This is a genomic window from Paenibacillus sp. FSL K6-2859, from assembly GCF_038008265.1.
In the GTDB taxonomy this organism is placed as follows: domain Bacteria; phylum Bacillota; class Bacilli; order Paenibacillales; family Paenibacillaceae; genus Paenibacillus_AQ; species Paenibacillus_AQ nitricinens.
On sequence record NZ_JBBOYU010000001.1, the window covers coordinates 4378158 to 4394971 of the forward strand.

Consider the following 16814-nt stretch of genomic DNA (forward strand, 5'->3'; position numbering starts at 1 on the left):
ACCAAAAAGGGATAACTCCAAGGAGTTACCCCTTGATCACAATCAATCTTTATCAGGAATGATAAATGACACCGTCGTTCCCAAACCAGGGACACTTTGAATTTGCAAGCCACGTCCATATAGTTGTGTCAATCTTCTATCCGTATTAAGGAGTCCAATACCTTGATTCTTATAGCCTTTTGGATCTAACAGCCTGCTGACTTGAGCTTCGTCCATTCCCAACCCTGTGTCTACAATGTTAAAATGGACAGCATCCGCACGTGTCTCAATGTGAATACGCAGTGTTCCACCTTTAGCCCGACTTAAAACGCCATGTCGAACAGCATTCTCAACCAGAGGTTGAATCGTAAGCGGAGGCATCAACATTTCAAGATTCGCATCTACTTCCCATTTCACATGGAGTCTCTCCTCAAAACGCTGCTGCTGGATATATATATAATTCTCCACCAGTTCAAGCTCCTGTGACAGCGTAACGAGCTTCCCTGCATTTAAGAAGTCAAAACTTATGCGCAGATAAGTTGTGAACGCATCTGATAGCTCTCTCATTTTGGCAGTATCAAAGTCACTTAAGGACATGATCGAATTCAGTGTATTGAAGAGAAAGTGTGGATGGATCTGCGCTTGTAAATAAGCACCCTCCATCCTCAACCGGTCATTGACCGCCCGCTTCATAGATGAAAGAGATAAGGCACGATACTTCAACTCCATTGCATCTACCGGCTTGGTAACATAGTCGTTTGCTCCAGCCAAGAAGCCTGCATAGACATCTTCCCGTTCACTGCGTGCAGTCAGTAGAATAATTGGCAATTCATACATTGTAAACCGCTCGCGGACTAATCTTGTCATTTCATAACCAGACATACCCGGCATCATCACATCAGCGATGATCAGATCGAATCGTTCATGGTTTAACTTATCCAGCGCTTCACGTGCAGAAGTCGTAGTAACTATCTGATAGGTTCCATCTGACAAAATATTTTGCAAAACTTTTAAATTGACCGAATCATCGTCAACCGCCAGAACACGAATAATATCAGCGTCTGTATCAAGCTTCGGGAGTGGCTCTACTTCCTTCGTGGAATAGGTGGCGGCCACCATAGTAGAAGCTTCAGCAGTGATCCATTCACTGAAAGGTGACAGTGAGTCCGCATCTTTTTCTATATGGACATCAGAAATGGAAGACTGTACACTCTCATTAACTACAGGTAATTTGAAGCTGAACTTACTTCCCTTGCCCGGCTGCGATTGCAATAATAATTCACTACCGTGCAGCTCAACCAACTCTTTACAAATACTAAGACCCAGACCGATACCACCTTCACCGTAAGCTCCTTGTTCATAACGCATAAATACACGCTTTCTCAATGCCTCATCCATACCAATTCCTGTATCCGTGACATGGATCCATACCTGCCCATCCACTAGTTCTGCTGACAGTACAACACTTCCCTGTTCGGTGAACTTAAGCGCATTATGAACTAGATTAATCAGAATCTGTACCAATCGCTCCTCATCAGCATATACACACGGCAAATCCTCATTAATGTCCATGCGAAGCTCCACCTTAGTCCCACCGGTCAGGAAGCGTAACATATCCAGTACACCCTCAGCCAAGGACCTTACTTGCACCACCTTGATGTTCATCACAATCCGTTTATCCTGCAATCTCACTACATCTAGCAAATCGTTCAGCATGAGCGACATCCGCCGACTGACCATTATTAGCAGTTCCATGTCGCGTTGACTCTCTTCATCCAGTTCATGTTTCTTTCTTATAAGCACACTCTGAGCAATATTCATAATCCCATGCAAGGGAGTCCGTAGTTCATGAGATGTATTGGCCAGAAAACGATCCTTTAATTTGTTGGATTCAGCCAATTGAGCATTCAGTAGTACATTTTGATGGGATTGATGAAAATATCTCCTAAACCAATAGGTAGAAAAGGCAGCAAGTGCAGCAATTAAATCTACTGGATAAAACATAAATTGTGAGGTTCCTGCGTAATAGACAGATGCCCACATTATATTATTAATCACAGCTAGTACTGAACATAATAAAAATAGAGCTCCCTCAGCTTGAATAAATACCATTTTCATAAAATAATAAGCCGTCCAAAATACTGGAATGTAATACAGGATCATATAGACCCCTTTTTCGATCGAAAACAGCACGGTCTCTTCTGGACCAAAGATTATAAATAGAGTAAAACCGAGGAGTGAGAGGATATAACTATAAAAAGCCTTACCTTTCCGCAGGTTCCCAAAGAGCTCTCTTCCCATCAGGAACAGAAACAAGCAAAAGCCTGTGTAAGAAAGAACCTTTAGCTTCAATGTCCAGGCAAAATCAACTTGTAGAAACCGGAACAATAGTCCATTATGTTCAACCCCAATAGATACAGCTGCTGCGACCATCATCGAAAAGAAAATAATCAACTCTGTTTTTCGCACATCCATCAAATAAATAATCAGTAAATAGAGCCCGTGGATCAAGAGCAATACCCCTACAACTAGCTGCAAGCCAATTGAATTCCAGTAGACTGTATCTATCTCATGTTGAATGCCAAACTCTACAGACCTAACAATGCCTCCTTTTAACGGAGACCCATAATTTGACGCTCGAACAAATAGATCCATTTGGTTCTGATCTGTCGGTACATAACTGATCAAGAATGACTTTGTGACAGAAACATGGCCTTCTTTCTCTTCAGATAACTTACCGAATCGCGAGAGAATTGTTCCATTAATCTCCACTTCAGAAGCCGTATAGACCGATTGAAACCAAAAGCTAAGTGGCTCAGACAAGGGTTGATCCAGTAGAATACGCAAATGATAAGTTCCGTATCCATATGCTTTCTCTTGATCTGCTGGAATGAATTTAGAAGTCCAGTTCCCCGGCACCTGAAGCTTCTGCCCCTTCGTAGCATTGTTAATAGTGGTAGTATTCACCCATTGTTCAGGATAGAATTCCCATTCACCATCCAGCGGAAAGGAGCTTAGTGATTCAATATCCACCCCACGTAAATCTAACACACCTTGCTTCACAGCAGGTGGATTGGACAACGAAAAATGATTATGCCAGCCCCAGCGCACCACAATCAACAGACCGATAAACACTACTATGTATACTAAATGACTTAACTTAATCTTATTCTCCGAAGTTCTCATGCACGCCTCATTCTTCGATAAATTTAATAGTGCTATATTCCCATCTTCCACTATTGAACATTATAGTCTGATTATACTATATTACGAGATCAGTGGACGTAAGTAATCTTGTATTTAAAGGACAAAAAAAGGAAACTCCAAATAGTCGGAGTTTCCTTTTTTTAAAAATTATAACGACTCACTACGTTTATTCATTAGCAGCTCAACCATTTCTCGGTAACCCCTATTTTGTGCATGCTGTAAGGGGCTAATTCCATTAGAATCCGCAAGTTGAATGTCAGCACCATGCTGAATTAACAATTCAAGTATAGTCTGATGTGCCTTCCCGCCATCGCCCAGTATGATAGCTTCAAGTAATGCCGTCCAACCCAGATTATTGACATGATCAATATTGACATCAGAACTTGTAAGAAGCTCTTCCACAATGTCCACATGACCGCGGTCAGCAGCAGGAATGAGGGCAGTTCCCCCAAACCTGTTCAGAATGGATGTATCAGCACCTGCAGCAATAGACACCTTCACAAAATCAAGCATCCCTTCAGCCCCTGCATAGAGAAGTGGATTATCCGAGCGATTGTCGCGGATATTGATGTTGGCACCTTGTTCAAGCAATAATTTGAAAATATCCAGTTGATTCGTGTGTACAGCGATTAATGCGGAGGTTCTACCATCAATGTCTGTAGTATCAATATCTGCACCATCAGCTAATAGCTTAGAAATAAGATCCTTGTCGCCTTGCTTAACCGCAGCTAACAGTGTTTGGTTCATCTTATCCATTTCAGTATTCACCTCCTGAGTTGATTGCTGCCCTTGGTTGTTTAACACTTTGAAATCATCTGTCTGACATCCTGATATAAAGAGGAAGAATGTTAACAAGAAGAAGTACATAGCGAACGTCATCTCCGCATTTTAGTGAAATACTATCACATGGGGAGAGCGTTTGCTAACAGAAAAAAAAACTTCTACCAACACTCGGTAGAAGTTTCATTAGAACTTAGTTCACGCGTGATCATCAAATGCTATATAGATTGATCTGATGATTTTCCTATTTCGGGTTGGTCGTGAATCCAGAGAATGTTTGGACATCCGGCCGCTGTTGTCTGCAGATTTCTTGATTTATACCGTTCTTAACGGTTGAAATCCGCAGACAAAGTCTGACGCTACCGCTCCTTCCAAAATTCCCTTCCACCACTTTTCCCTTTTTGGAATATTTTCAAATTCAATCTATATCGGTGCGCTTTCCAGTGATGAGAATACCTTATCGAAACCAGCTTTGGAACGAGAAAATAATTCAGATGAACTTTGCGCGGAAGCTGGTGCTAGGACTTCTTGGGCGATCACACCGGTATACCCGATCTTTTTCAGGCTACCCAAGAATCCTGAGAGATCAATAGAACCTTCCCCTGGATACAGTCGATCGAAATCTAGCAATTCCTCTATCGAAAGAGGTTTAGCATCATTGATATGGACATACGCGATTTGATGCGGTTGTAATTTCAGCAGATCCTCGCTCGTTAAGCCATTCGTATGCCAATGGTAGGAATCCAGTAACAAGCCGATATTCCTTACTTGAATCGTCTCCATCCAGCTCAACGTATCTTCCATCGTCCAGATCGTTGGATTTGCCCATTGTGTACGTAAGTGATGAGGGCCTACGAACTCTAAAGCTAATGTAATTCCATAAGCGCCTAATATTTCCGCACATAGTCTTAAACGTCTTGTGGCTGCAATCATAAACGATGCGGCCGGTAGATCTGTCGAAGGTAAAATATATGTACAACATGTCGTACAATTTAATGCAACAGCGGCCTCAGCCATTTCGGTAAGCGATTTCAACCCTTCCCTAAAGCTTTCCTCTGTCGTGCGCCAATCTACCACTAAACCAAATGATCCTAACACGATGCCATGACTTTCCAGCAATTGAACAGCCCCATCCTTGCCATACTGCTGTACGAACTCCAATGGATTTGCGTCTATCGACTGGAAGCCGAATTGGCTCGCAAGCCTGATATATTCTTCTATAGAGCTGAGTTCACCCAAGCCTGCTGTTGTTAATCCTCTTATCATCGTCGTTCTCCCCCTTATGACCAATCTAAACAGTTCGTCATATCTAGTCTAGCGCATCGTGCACTCGAATAAAACCATCTCTAGTCCCCTTTAACAAATTCTACGATCCAATTGCAATAATGTTTTTTGTCAAAAATTAAGATGGGGTGGGAGACTTATGGGGAGACGACATGCCCTTCCTTTCAATTTCGTTCAAAGATCCTTATACTTGCTTGGAGAAACATTTCAAGGGAGATTGAACAGTATGGACATAAAAAAATTGCAATACTTTATCGCAGTAGCAGAGGAACTGCATTTTAACCGTGCAGCAGAGAAGCTAAATATGACACAGCCTCCCTTAAGCCAGCAAATTCAAGCTCTGGAGAATGAGATGGGTGTGAAACTATTAGAACGGCACAAAAGACAAGTTCGTCTAACGCCAGCGGGGGCGGTATTTCTAGAGGAGGCTAAATCCATTTTATCTCAACTGGAACGCTCTATTAAAACAACACAATTAGTCGATCAAGGAATTATCGGACATTTGAACATTGGATTTATAGATTCTGCAGCTGGTGGAGTATTGGTTGATATGTTAAAAATGTTTCGGGAACGTTATCCACAAGTACAACTCACATTACATGAAATGACGTCTGCTCAGCAGTGGCAGGCTTTACATGAAGGAACGATTCATATTGGATTTGTACGTTATATAGAGCCCGGCAAACATATCGACCATCGTCCCCTAGTCAATGAATCGCTTATTGCCGTTTTGCCAGAGCAGCATCACCTAGCTCATTTACCGGTGTTATCCATTCGTTCTTTAGCTTTAGAGCCGTTTATATCATTCCCACGTCATTTAGGAGCTCCTTTTCATGACCTCATTATGCGCTTTTGTGCCCAACACGACATGTATCCGAATGTTGTACAGGAAGCCATTCAGATATACACCATTGTAAACTTGGTAGCCGCTAATCTTGGAGTTTCCATTGTGCCCTCTTCCGTTGCTATTTTTCAGCGCGAAGGTGTCGTATTTCGTGCCTTTGAAGAAAGCACACCATCGATTCCCCTTTATGCCGCTTGGAGAACCGATTGCGATCGTGCCTCCTTATCCGCGTTGCTAGAGATCATAGGACAAATGAGTTCAGAAGCTATTAATGGTGAATGATATAATATTCAGCCCGTTTTTCTAGGATCACGTTCAACGAGTCCTTCTAGCACCCTATCGATTTGCATCATCACTTCCCTATCCAGACGAATTCCCGCAGCTTTGGCATTTTCTATAACCTGCTCAGGCTTGGATGCCCCAATAATTGCAGATGAGACTTGTGGATTTTGCAACACCCATGCTATAGCCAACTGCGGAACCGTCAACCCAACTTCGCTGGCGATGGAAGAGAGATTCGAGATCGCCGCAAGCACCTCAGCCCGAAGCCATTGACCCGCCAATTTATTCATAAAAGGTGAGCCCGCAGCTGTTGAAGCACGAGAACCCTCCGGTAATGTTTGACCTGGCATATATTTGCCTGAAAGAATCCCTTGAGCAAGCGGTGACCAGACCACCTGTCCAATCCCTTCCCGCTCACAAGCTTGAACTACCTCCGCCTCCATTACGCGCCATAACATCGAATATTGAGGTTGACTAGCCACCAATGGCACCTTCAATTCCCTCGCCAAAATAGCACCTTCTGTTATCTGATCCGCCGTCCACTCACTTATCCCGACATAGAGAACCTTACCTTGACGCACCAGATCCGAAAAAGCCAAGAATGTCTCTTCAAGGGATACTGTTGCGTCAAAGCGATGCGCATAATAGATATCAATGTAATCGGTCTGTAATCTGTTCAATGAAGCATGGCACGCCTCCATAATATGTTTGCGAGACAGACCTCTTGCGTTACGTCCTGTCCCTGTGGGATGGCACACCTTGGTACACAATTCGATATCAGCTCTGTGCACTCCTTTTAATGCTTGGCCCAGCACCATCTCAGCTTTCGTATCGGAATATACATCTGCAGTATCAAATGTTGTGATCCCTACATCCAATGCAGCGCGAACACAAGCATGGGCATTATTATTGTCCACTTGAGCGCCATGTGTAATCCAATTGCCATAGGCAATCTCACTTAGATATAAACCACTCGCTCCTAATTTACGATAGTTCATTATATAACCTCCTTTAGGTAACAATCTGATTGTAACAAAGAGCTATTAATACGAGAAATACTCTTTAATATGTGCTTTAATTCAAAAAAAATATTACTGAGAATCTTAAAGATAATAAAAAAACGCCCTTTAGGCGTTTTTTTCGGTAAATATTCTGTTTCGAAACTCTAACTTCGCCTATACTCCAGTGAGTATTAACCTCCAAGCCTTGTTACCGCACCACAACTAACAGTACAATAATTCGAGCCAAAACAGCCAGCTTACAGGGTGACCGAAATTTAATCCCCAGCCGAAGTCGCTATTTTCCTAATACTCATTTAGACTATGTTAGCAATCTAAATTTTGTATCACTTCTATGATTCCACACGTTCCTTTTATTGACGAATTTTTATTTCAATATTAAACTATAAATAAGAAATTAAATTCCAAAAAAAAACGTTTTTTTCATTTATTAAATTTATCCCAACATTACGGCGCAGGAGGAAATGAAAGATGACGACGACACCAAACATCATCGTAATGAACCATCCAACTAAAGAGCAGCTTGAAAAGATTTACGATATTTTAGATGAATGCTTTTCCGTAGGCCGAGCTTTTTTCCAAGAAAGATTAGACCTAGATACCACATATGATCCAGATACAACATGGTTTGCGATGGTAGACGGTAAGATTGCATCCAATGTACAAATTTTTCCGTTTCATATTAGAGTCGGTCAAGCGATCTTGAAAACAGGTGCAATGGGGAGTGTCGGTACAGATCTGAATTACCGCGGGCTGGGGCTTGCACACAAAATTCTTCATGCACAGACCAACTATATGAAAGAAACCGATTATGATATAAGCTTGCTTTTGGCTAGCAAGCATGCGTTTTATGAAAAGGCTGGCTGGAGACTTATTCCCGAGACTGCTTTCGCAATTGAAAAACCAGCAAGTTTGGAGCAGCAGCAAAGCAGTGATGAAATCATTCCTTTTGAAGCCTGTTATCTCGATGATATCCGTTTCATCTATGAACAATTCAATAAGAATCGCACCTACACCGTGATCCGAAGTAGAACGTATTGGAATGATTTATTGAACTGGCCGGAATGGAAGAACGTTGACTGCTTGCTCCTTCGCAGAAATGGAAAAATCGTCGCTTATGGCATCATTGAAAAGAAAGATACTGAACAAGTATTTATTAATGAATTATTGTATTTGAACGAAGCCGAAAACGGCGTTGAAGCTTTGTTTCATGCCTTATGTCAGCTGCGCCAAAATGCAAAGCAAATATTAGCGATGCTCCCAGAGGACCATAAGCTATATTCCTATTACCAACAGCATCAAGCAAATTCAATTCAAATCAATATGGCGATGTGGAAAATGATCAATCTCAGTTCAACTTTCCATAAGCTTCAGCCTGAATTAGAAGATCGCCTAAACCGTAGCAACATAATTGCAGACCAGGAGTTGCATATTGCACTTCGCAGCAATGAGGACTGTATCTACTTGGATTATAAGCAAAAGCAGCTTTCTGTTTCCGATGCTAGTAATCATACCAATCCCTATACTTCAATAGAAGTAGATGAACGCGAGCTAATGACTTATATCATGTTCGGCTATAATGAAGCAGGCGCAGCAAAGGACAGTACTGAGCAGGCTAACATCCTTCAAGCTCTATTTCCGAAACAACAAGCCGTGTTTTATTTGACCGATAAATTTTAAGCCATTTTTGATTCTTACCATTTTAAAATAAGGGTGTGTCGCAAGTCCAACTGCCCGGACTTATGACACACCCTTATTTTTCCATAGCAACAAAAACTAGTTGTTGTTCATTTTTGATCTTCCTAACAGGACAGCACCGTAGGCTGCATCCTTAATCGGCAAAATCAGCTTTGTTTGCGGGTAGCTCTGTGCGAGCTTTCGCTCCAAGGCTTCTTTCACAAAGCGAGACTTTTGCAGCACACTTCCTGCAATCGCAATCGGACTTTCATATAGCTTAAGCCGTTCAATAACAGGCACAACAAGCTCATATAAATTGGCTGCACATTTCTCCGCTAACGCTATTGCATGTGCATCGCCCTTCTTGCATGCGGTCGTCATAATCGGTGCGAGCTGCGCAATATCTTTTTTCGTCGTATTTTTATCATAAACAAAGCCAATAATCTCTTTCACAGTGCTTAATCCAAGCTGCTCATATACCATCGCCGGGATGATCGTATCGGTTATTCTTCCGTCCTCCACTTGAACTAATACGGATAATAGATCGCGTCCAATGCTATAACCGCTTCCTTCGTCATCAATCAGATGACCAAAGCCTCCTGTGCGATGCTGCTCTCCTTTTTCATTGACCCCAAAGCAAATCGATCCTGTACCGGCAATGAGAATGATGCCTTGCATCGCATTTTGTGCCCCGTATAATGCGGTTTCTTGATCGCCTGTAATCGTTAATGGCCCGATATAACCGTTATTTCTCACATGCTGCTCCAACAAATGGATGACCATCGGATTACTTATTCCTGCCGCACCTATACATATATGAGCAACTTCTTGTAAATTACCGCAGTAGAGCTTCGTTTGACTAAAAATTTCTTCAAAGGAGGCGGCAATCGCATCAGCATCACCACCGTTATAATTAATAGGCCCTACAGTAAAGGTGAATAAAGAGTCTTCCTGGTCATGCGTAATGGTGACAGCTGTTTTCGTGCCACCCCCATCAATTCCAACGATAAATGCCATACCTATGTCCCCTTGTTGTACTTTTTTCAAAGATAAGAATTTATATGTTTCACGCGATATATTATCCTTATTTTTCTCGCAGAAACGCTTGCCGTCCATGAAAGGACGCCGAAGGCTTTTATGCTTGTCTACATCTGTATCGTAATCTTGGCGGTGGGTACAACCTCACCATTTAGAATTGGAAGGAGTGATTTGAATGCATCAAGTGTATACTCAAATGCCGCAATTCCGCAGAACTCGCCTTCGATTAACGGTAAATCATACGGGCGACCTAATGTAATGGCCGTTACTTTGCAGCCTGCAGCCAGCAGCTTCTGCACAAGCGCAAGCTGACCTTTGTTTTCACGCGCATTGAACAAGCCGATAACAATATGCTTGTAGCCTTGTACCTTTGGCAGCGCAGCGTTGATTTGCTCCTCGCTCGGGTCAATGTCGATAATCTCATAAGCTGTATTAAAATGCTCCCCCATATATTGCGGAAAGCTAAGAGCTTGATTCAAGCTGCTGGACGCAAGATCGGTACGGTAGGAATAGGAACCCATAAATAACACTTGCTCGTCACCGGTATGAATGGGCTGGAGCTCACCTTTAATGAGGCAGATCGTTTCCGTACGCATTAGCTCATTTGCTCGGCGATGTACATCGCAGCCAACTAGTTCATAATCTAGCTCCTCAATCGTCGCATATTGTGCTTTATAAGCTAAAATTTTTGTAACAGCTGCATCAATTAGCGCTTCATCCAAATCACCGGTGGCTACAGCTTCTTCGATCAAATGAATCGCTTCCTTCACTGTCTCAGGAGTATGACTAATGAATACCAAATCAATACCTGCTTTAACAGCTCCTAACGCTCCTTTTGCTGTACCATAGTATCGTTTGATCGCGTCCATTTCTAAACAATCCGATACAACTAACCCTTTATATCCTAATTTTCCTTTTAATATCTCTGTAATAATGATATGAGACATAGTTCCGGGCACACCGGATTTTTCAATTTTCGGAAATAAAATATGTGCACTCATAATCGCTTGAGCACCTTGCTCAATTGCGGCCTTAAACGGCAGCAGCTCAAGCTGCTCTAATTCCTCAAGTGTTTTTTCAATGGTAGGCAAGCCAATATGTGAATCGACATTTGTATCACCATGACCTGGAAAATGCTTAAGTGAGGACATGACGCCTCCATCGAGCAATCCCTTCATCATTTGAATTCCATACTGGGATACTGATGCAACAGAATCACCATATGAACGAACATTTATGACTGGATTCAATGCATTATTGTTAACGTCCATAACTGGAGCTAGATTAAAATTAATACCTAATGCTTTCAATTCTCTGGCAGTCATTCTGCCTGCTGCATACGCATTTTCAGGTCGTCCTGAAGAAGCAATTGCCATGGCTCCAGCAACATTGGTCGCGTCTTTAGGCATACGAGTGACTCGACCGCCTTCTTGGTCGATCGTAATAAAACCCGGGATACCAGTATGTGTCGTGTACCATTGCTGCAGCTCAGTAACAAGCTCGCCTAATTGATATTTATTGTCGATATTATGTGAGAATAAAATAATATTGCCGACTTTATAATGCTCAATAACTTCCTTCAGCTCAGGAGTGATCTCGGTTGAAGGGAAGCCTGTTACGAACATTTGTCCAATCTTTTCGCGCAAGCTCATATGTTCTATTATTCTCATCAATTACTCACCTTCCTCTAGCGATATAAATGATACTGCTGTGTTATTTCTGCAAATTGCTTGCTTTCCGCTGCAAACTGTTCAAGCAGCTGCTTAGCTTGCATATTTTCCGTACGATACATGTTGTCTCCCCCCAGCAAATCGATAAATGGACGAGAGCCCTCCTTCACAGGAGGCAGGAATGAAAATTGCTCGTACAAATCTCTTATCGTAAATAATAAGGTTACCCCAACTTCTAAAGGCCTCAGTACTTGGATATCTGTAATGTAAATTTGTACCCCGCCGCATAGCTCGCCACAATGTTTAGATGACGTTGGCTTGAAATGAACTGGACGAAAAAGCACGCCCGGGATACCTTTTGCATTCATCTCATCTGCCAATTGCTGCGCTTGAATGAACGGAGCACCAATCATTTCAAAAGGGAACGTTGTTCCACGTCCTTCGGAGCAGTTTGTGCCTTCAAATAAACATGTTCCTGTATATAATAACGCCGTTTCATATCGTGGTATTCCAAGTGAAGGATGAACCCAGGTTAATCCTGTATCCGGAAAGGACATGCTCCGTTCCCAGCCTTCCAAACGAACGACATGCAGCGATGCTTTCCAATTCATTTGATCATTTGCCATCGTTGCTACCTCACCTGCTGTTAAGCCGTATCGCACGGCTAGCTCGTAATTTCCAACAAATGATTTGAAGCCGGGCTTCAAGACATTCCCTTCTACCGTTACCCCGTTAAGCGGATTAACACGATCAAGAACAACAAATTCTACACCTGCATTTGCACAATCTTCAAGTGCATACAGCATCGTATAAATAAATGTGTAATAACGTACACCAACATCTTGAATATCGTATACAATGATGTCTACTTCATTCAGCATTTCTTTTGTTAAACGCTTGGAGTCTTTACGATACAAGCTATAGACTGGAACATTCGTAAAAGGATCCATGTAAGTGTCTACTACTGCCCCTGCATCCAAATCTCCGCGAACGCCATGCTCAGGTGAAAACATCGCAGCAAGATTAAAATTTTCATGTAATATAGTAATCGTTGATGCAAAATCCTTCGTAAGACCTGTCGGCGCTGTAATCAATCCTACGCGCTTACCTTCGAACAAATAACGATAATTCGTTATAGAATCAATCCCATTTAACACCATATGAAGCTGCCTCCTAGCTGCTTTTTAGCATAAATGAATAGAACAAGGGAATGTTTCCTGCTATACATAGAAACACTCCCTCTTAGCTAGTTGAATAGTTACCAAAGACTAGACTGCCTAACCTTCACCGTTTCAGCAGGTACCATAAATGCTTCTGCATATGTCTTTCTTGCTTCACAGCCGCGAACAACTGCTAGTGCTTTGTAGTAATCCATGTATTTGAAAGATTTGCTATTCGTCACAAACCAATGCTTGCTTAAAGCATCTATCCATAGATCAAATGCCGCTTGATCGAAATCCACATATACGTAAGGGACATAATCAACCGCATCCTCCCAGTTTTCGGAGTAATATAATCTTGCTGCAAAGTGCGCGGGGAGCGCTCGTTCAAAGGATGATAGACTTGCGAAGAAACGGGCATCATTTACGATATGATGTGTTAGCGCATGGTCCTTATGCATACTGTTTTTCCAGTGTGTAATAATAATGTTAGGCTTCACACGACGAATTACATCACAAACCTCCATACGAATTTCTTGATTGTCAGGCAACTCTCCGTCACAATAATCATCGAATACAATGGCTTCACCGCCTAGCATATCCGCAAAAACCTGTGCCTCTTTCACTTTTTGCTTACGATATTCCTTCATATCCTGTCCTGCCGGGACCCCTCGTTCACCCGCAGTTAACGCTAATGTCACAATGCGATCTCCCTTTAAACTATGACTAGCGAGCACACCACCAGAAGCTAGCTCCACATCACCAACATGCGCTCCAATTGCTAATACTGTGAATTTTTCGCTCATCTTTAAAGTTCCCTCCGCAATATAGAAAATTGTTTTTCAATAGTAAAGCCTGCTTTTTGATAGATTCGAAGAGCCGGATTATTATTTCCAGTGAATAGAGAGATATACTGACAGCCCACATTTTGAAAAGCTTCAACCATTCTGAAAAATAATACACTGCCAAGGCCATGACCCTCATGCTCTGGGTGCACTCCGATACCGCAAAAAAATGCTCTTCCATCAGGCTGCGAAATAATTGGACCTGCAAAGCCCACAACCTCGTTGCCGTACACAGCTATTACAAGTGGTGCGCCAACCTTCACATAAGTAACAACATCCTTCTTCCACTGCGGATTTTGCAGGGCAGCAAGTGTTGCTTCAAGCCCAGTATGTAAATCAGGGACATAGGACGTAATGTAATAGTCCTTGCTATTTGCATGGGTTTCCTTATCTAAAATATCTTCTGGAACTATAAAGCTTCCTAGTTTTAAATACATGCCGCATTGCGTCGCTCGATCTTCGTAGCCTCTAGCCATTAAAGCTTCATATAATGGCAGGTCCTTACTGATGCCCGGGGCATTATTATGCTCATGCTGAGGTGCACTTGGAATACTCCACTTCAGCTTAACAGGGTTGAAAAACAATACATCCGCTTGTCTTTTCCCAAGTTCTTGGAATCTTTTTTCTAAACGCAATAGAAAAGCATCGTAAAGCTCCAGAGAAGCCACATGGGTATCTATAATAACACTCGTAATATAACCGGCCACATCTCCAAGAGGGAGATCGTCACCGCAGCAGCCAGCTGCAAAACCAACAATCCCTTTTTCGTCACAGCCTACCCATATACAGTCAGCGTCAAAATAAGGATGGTCGATGAATGTATCTTGAAACTCTCGCTCTGTAAATGGCTTATAATCATATTTTGTAGCCTCACGATTCCAAAGTTCTACAACTGCAGAGTGATCTTCAATTGAAAAGGTTCTGATTTGCACCATTTAAGCCTCCTGTGAACGTCCAATATAGGGCCAGGAAATTTTGCCCATTACTACTGGCTGTGAAGCTCCAGTTACTAGCGGGATATTGTTTGGTAAGCGCTCCATCGTGTAATACGCAAGCAGAGCAAAAGCAATTGCTTCCTTAGCATCACTATTACCACCGATATCCTCCTGCGTCAGCACCTGCACGTTATGCGGTGCAAATAAGTGCTGTAAATTACGCAAAAGTGTCTTGTTATAGCTTCCACCGCCGCCAATTAACAATTGCTCAGCCTGGTGCTGCGGTGCAATATACCGTTCATAGCTATCGACGATGCTCCAGGCAGTTAAGTACGTAGCTGTTGCAACAACATCTTCTGCTTTCCAGTGATTAACCTTCATCATTTCAATAATTTGTGCCACGTATTGTTGGCCAAACCGTTCTCTGCCTGTCGATTTTGGTAACGGCATCCTATAATATTTATCCTGCTGCATCCATTTCAATAGCTCATCAATCACTTGACCGCCCGCACCAATTTCGCCATCAACATCCATGGTCATTGGTGCAAATAATTGCGATACAAGGCCATCGATAATCATATTTCCAGGACCCGTATCAAAAGCAAATACCTCATCTGGTGAGGCATTTACAGGCAAAACAGTCACATTGCCTATTCCGCCAATATTTTGCATCAGAAGTGTTTTCTTCGGATTGTTAAACAATAAGTATTCGGTAAATGGTACTAACGGAGCTCCTTGTCCACCCATTGCCATGTCAGCAACTCGAAAGTCTGATACGCAAGGAATTCCTGTGCGATTGGCGATAACCGCACCATCCCCAATCTGAACGGTACAATGCAGATTATAGCCGCCCATAACATTCTCATCCGGAGCATGATAGATTGTTTGACCATGCGATCCTACTGCGAATATTTGCGAAGGCGAAAGGCCGCATTTCCCTATAACGGATAATGTGGCTTGGGCGTATAATTCGCCAAGCCACATATTCATTGCGCCAACCTTATCAATCGTAGCGCTAGCGGGATCAAAAAGCTCAAATATGGAGTTTCTAACTTGCACCTCAAAAGGTGTGTTTTCAAAAGCCAGTAATTCAATCTCTACTCCATGCTCTTTTTCGGCTGATGGGAAAAGCTTAACTACTGCTGCATCAATACCATCTACTGATGTACCGGACATCAAGCCAACTAAGTATGTTGCATCAACTTTTGATTGTTTGTCCATTAACCTTTCACCGCTCCAACTGTTACCCCTTCAAGGAAGTATTTTTGTAAACTGAAGAACAAAATAAACATTGGCACTGCTGAAATGGTTGCCCCCGCCATCATCGGTGCAAAGTAAGTTGTATTCGCAAAGCGAAAGTTTTTCAAGCCAACCTGAATGGTTTGCATATCCATTGTATTCGTTACTAGGAAAGGCCAGAAAAAGTCATTCCATGCCGCCATGAACGTTAGGATTGCTAGTACTGCCATAATTGTTTTAGATAAAGGCATAATGATATACCAGAAGATTTTAGGCTGGGAACAACCTTCGATTTTAGCTGATTCAATAATTTCAACTGGAATGGAGGACATGAACTGCTTAACCAAGAAGATGTTGTATACCGTTACTATGCTCGGCATAATCAACGCCGTGTACGTATTTTGTAATTCAAAAATATTTACGATCAAAATATATAGTGGAACCTGAGTGACTTGAACAGGAATCATCATAGATCCCAGCAAAATAGCGAACAAAATGTTTTTTCCTTTAAATTTCATTTTTGCAAAAGCATATCCAGCGAGTGTAGCAAAAAATACGTTAGATACCGTAATACACGCTGCCACTATAAAGGAGTTCAATAACCAGTCCCATGTATGTGGGCTGAAGTTAAAGAAGAATTTATAGGAATCAAATGAAATCTTCGATGGTAAGATAGAATAGCTCATTGCACCAGCTTCTACCGGATCACCGAACGAGGAGATGACCATAAAGTATATCGGGAATATGGTAGCTGCGGCAAAAAGGATAAGGAACGTAATGTTTGCGCCATTACGTATGAACAGATACCCTTTGCTTCTTAAGCTGTTGTTGTACAAACCCATAGTATTCTGCTCC

Annotated in this window: 13 protein-coding genes; 2 read left to right on the plus strand and 11 right to left on the minus strand. The window is 42.2% G+C overall.

Annotated elements, in window-relative coordinates; translation table 11 throughout:
* Positions 1–42 precede the first annotated feature (42 nt).
* The 3 genes from MHB64_RS19610 to MHB64_RS19620 all read right to left on the minus strand — a co-directional run bounded on the left by MHB64_RS19610 (position 43) and on the right by MHB64_RS19620 (position 5232).
* Positions 43–3165 (minus strand): ATP-binding protein, encoded by a 3123-nt coding sequence (locus MHB64_RS19610; protein WP_341135187.1) that lies wholly within the window; start codon positions 3163–3165, stop codon positions 43–45.
* 168 nt (positions 3166–3333) lie between these two features.
* The gene (locus tag MHB64_RS19615) at positions 3334–3933 is read right to left on the minus strand and encodes an ankyrin repeat domain-containing protein (RefSeq protein ID WP_445671643.1); all 600 of its coding nucleotides are present in this window, start codon (positions 3931–3933) and stop codon (positions 3334–3336) included.
* Between the two features lie 456 nt (positions 3934–4389).
* On the minus strand, positions 4390–5232 hold the full coding sequence (locus tag MHB64_RS19620) for a sugar phosphate isomerase/epimerase family protein (RefSeq protein WP_341135189.1): 843 nt from the start codon (positions 5230–5232) through the stop codon (positions 4390–4392).
* A 244-nt stretch (positions 5233–5476) separates the two neighbouring features.
* Between MHB64_RS19620 and MHB64_RS19625 the strand changes: the two genes are divergently transcribed.
* Positions 5477–6376, plus strand: coding sequence for a LysR family transcriptional regulator (locus MHB64_RS19625; protein WP_341135190.1), 900 nt, complete (start codon positions 5477–5479; stop codon positions 6374–6376).
* 8 nt (positions 6377–6384) lie between these two features.
* Here the strand turns inward: MHB64_RS19625 and MHB64_RS19630 are convergent, their stop codons facing one another.
* On the minus strand, positions 6385–7374 hold the full coding sequence (locus MHB64_RS19630) for an aldo/keto reductase family protein (protein WP_341135191.1): 990 nt from the start codon (positions 7372–7374) through the stop codon (positions 6385–6387).
* Between the two features lie 492 nt (positions 7375–7866).
* Between MHB64_RS19630 and MHB64_RS19635 the strand changes: the two genes are divergently transcribed.
* Complete coding sequence (locus MHB64_RS19635; RefSeq protein WP_341135192.1) at positions 7867–9075, plus strand: GNAT family N-acetyltransferase; 1209 nt, start codon at positions 7867–7869, stop codon at positions 9073–9075.
* Between the two features lie 96 nt (positions 9076–9171).
* Here MHB64_RS19635 and MHB64_RS19640 read toward each other — a convergent pair whose 3' ends face one another.
* The 7 genes from MHB64_RS19640 to MHB64_RS19670 all read right to left on the minus strand — a co-directional run bounded on the left by MHB64_RS19640 (position 9172) and on the right by MHB64_RS19670 (position 16801).
* Positions 9172–10089 (minus strand): N-acetylglucosamine kinase, encoded by a 918-nt coding sequence (locus MHB64_RS19640; RefSeq protein WP_341135193.1) that lies wholly within the window; start codon positions 10087–10089, stop codon positions 9172–9174.
* A gap of 128 nt (positions 10090–10217) precedes the next feature.
* The gene (locus MHB64_RS19645) at positions 10218–11780 is read right to left on the minus strand and encodes a glycoside hydrolase family 3 protein (protein WP_341135194.1); all 1563 of its coding nucleotides are present in this window, start codon (positions 11778–11780) and stop codon (positions 10218–10220) included.
* Positions 11781–11797: 17 nt separating this feature from the next.
* Positions 11798–12940 (minus strand): exo-beta-N-acetylmuramidase NamZ family protein, encoded by a 1143-nt coding sequence (locus MHB64_RS19650; protein WP_341135195.1) that lies wholly within the window; start codon positions 12938–12940, stop codon positions 11798–11800.
* A 98-nt stretch (positions 12941–13038) separates the two neighbouring features.
* Positions 13039–13746 carry a PIG-L deacetylase family protein gene (locus MHB64_RS19655; protein ID WP_341135196.1) on the minus strand — a complete coding sequence of 236 codons (708 nt, stop codon included), beginning with the start codon at positions 13744–13746 and terminating at the stop codon, positions 13039–13041.
* 2 nt (positions 13747–13748) lie between these two features.
* Complete coding sequence (locus tag MHB64_RS19660; protein ID WP_341135197.1) at positions 13749–14720, minus strand: GNAT family N-acetyltransferase; 972 nt, start codon at positions 14718–14720, stop codon at positions 13749–13751.
* Positions 14721–15941 carry an anhydro-N-acetylmuramic acid kinase gene (locus tag MHB64_RS19665; protein ID WP_341135198.1) on the minus strand — a complete coding sequence of 407 codons (1221 nt, stop codon included), beginning with the start codon at positions 15939–15941 and terminating at the stop codon, positions 14721–14723.
* Positions 15941–16801 carry a carbohydrate ABC transporter permease gene (locus tag MHB64_RS19670; protein ID WP_042129105.1) on the minus strand — a complete coding sequence of 287 codons (861 nt, stop codon included), beginning with the start codon at positions 16799–16801 and terminating at the stop codon, positions 15941–15943. Before MHB64_RS19670 ends, MHB64_RS19665 begins: the two co-directional genes overlap by 1 nt.
* Positions 16802–16814: the final 13 nt, after the last annotated feature.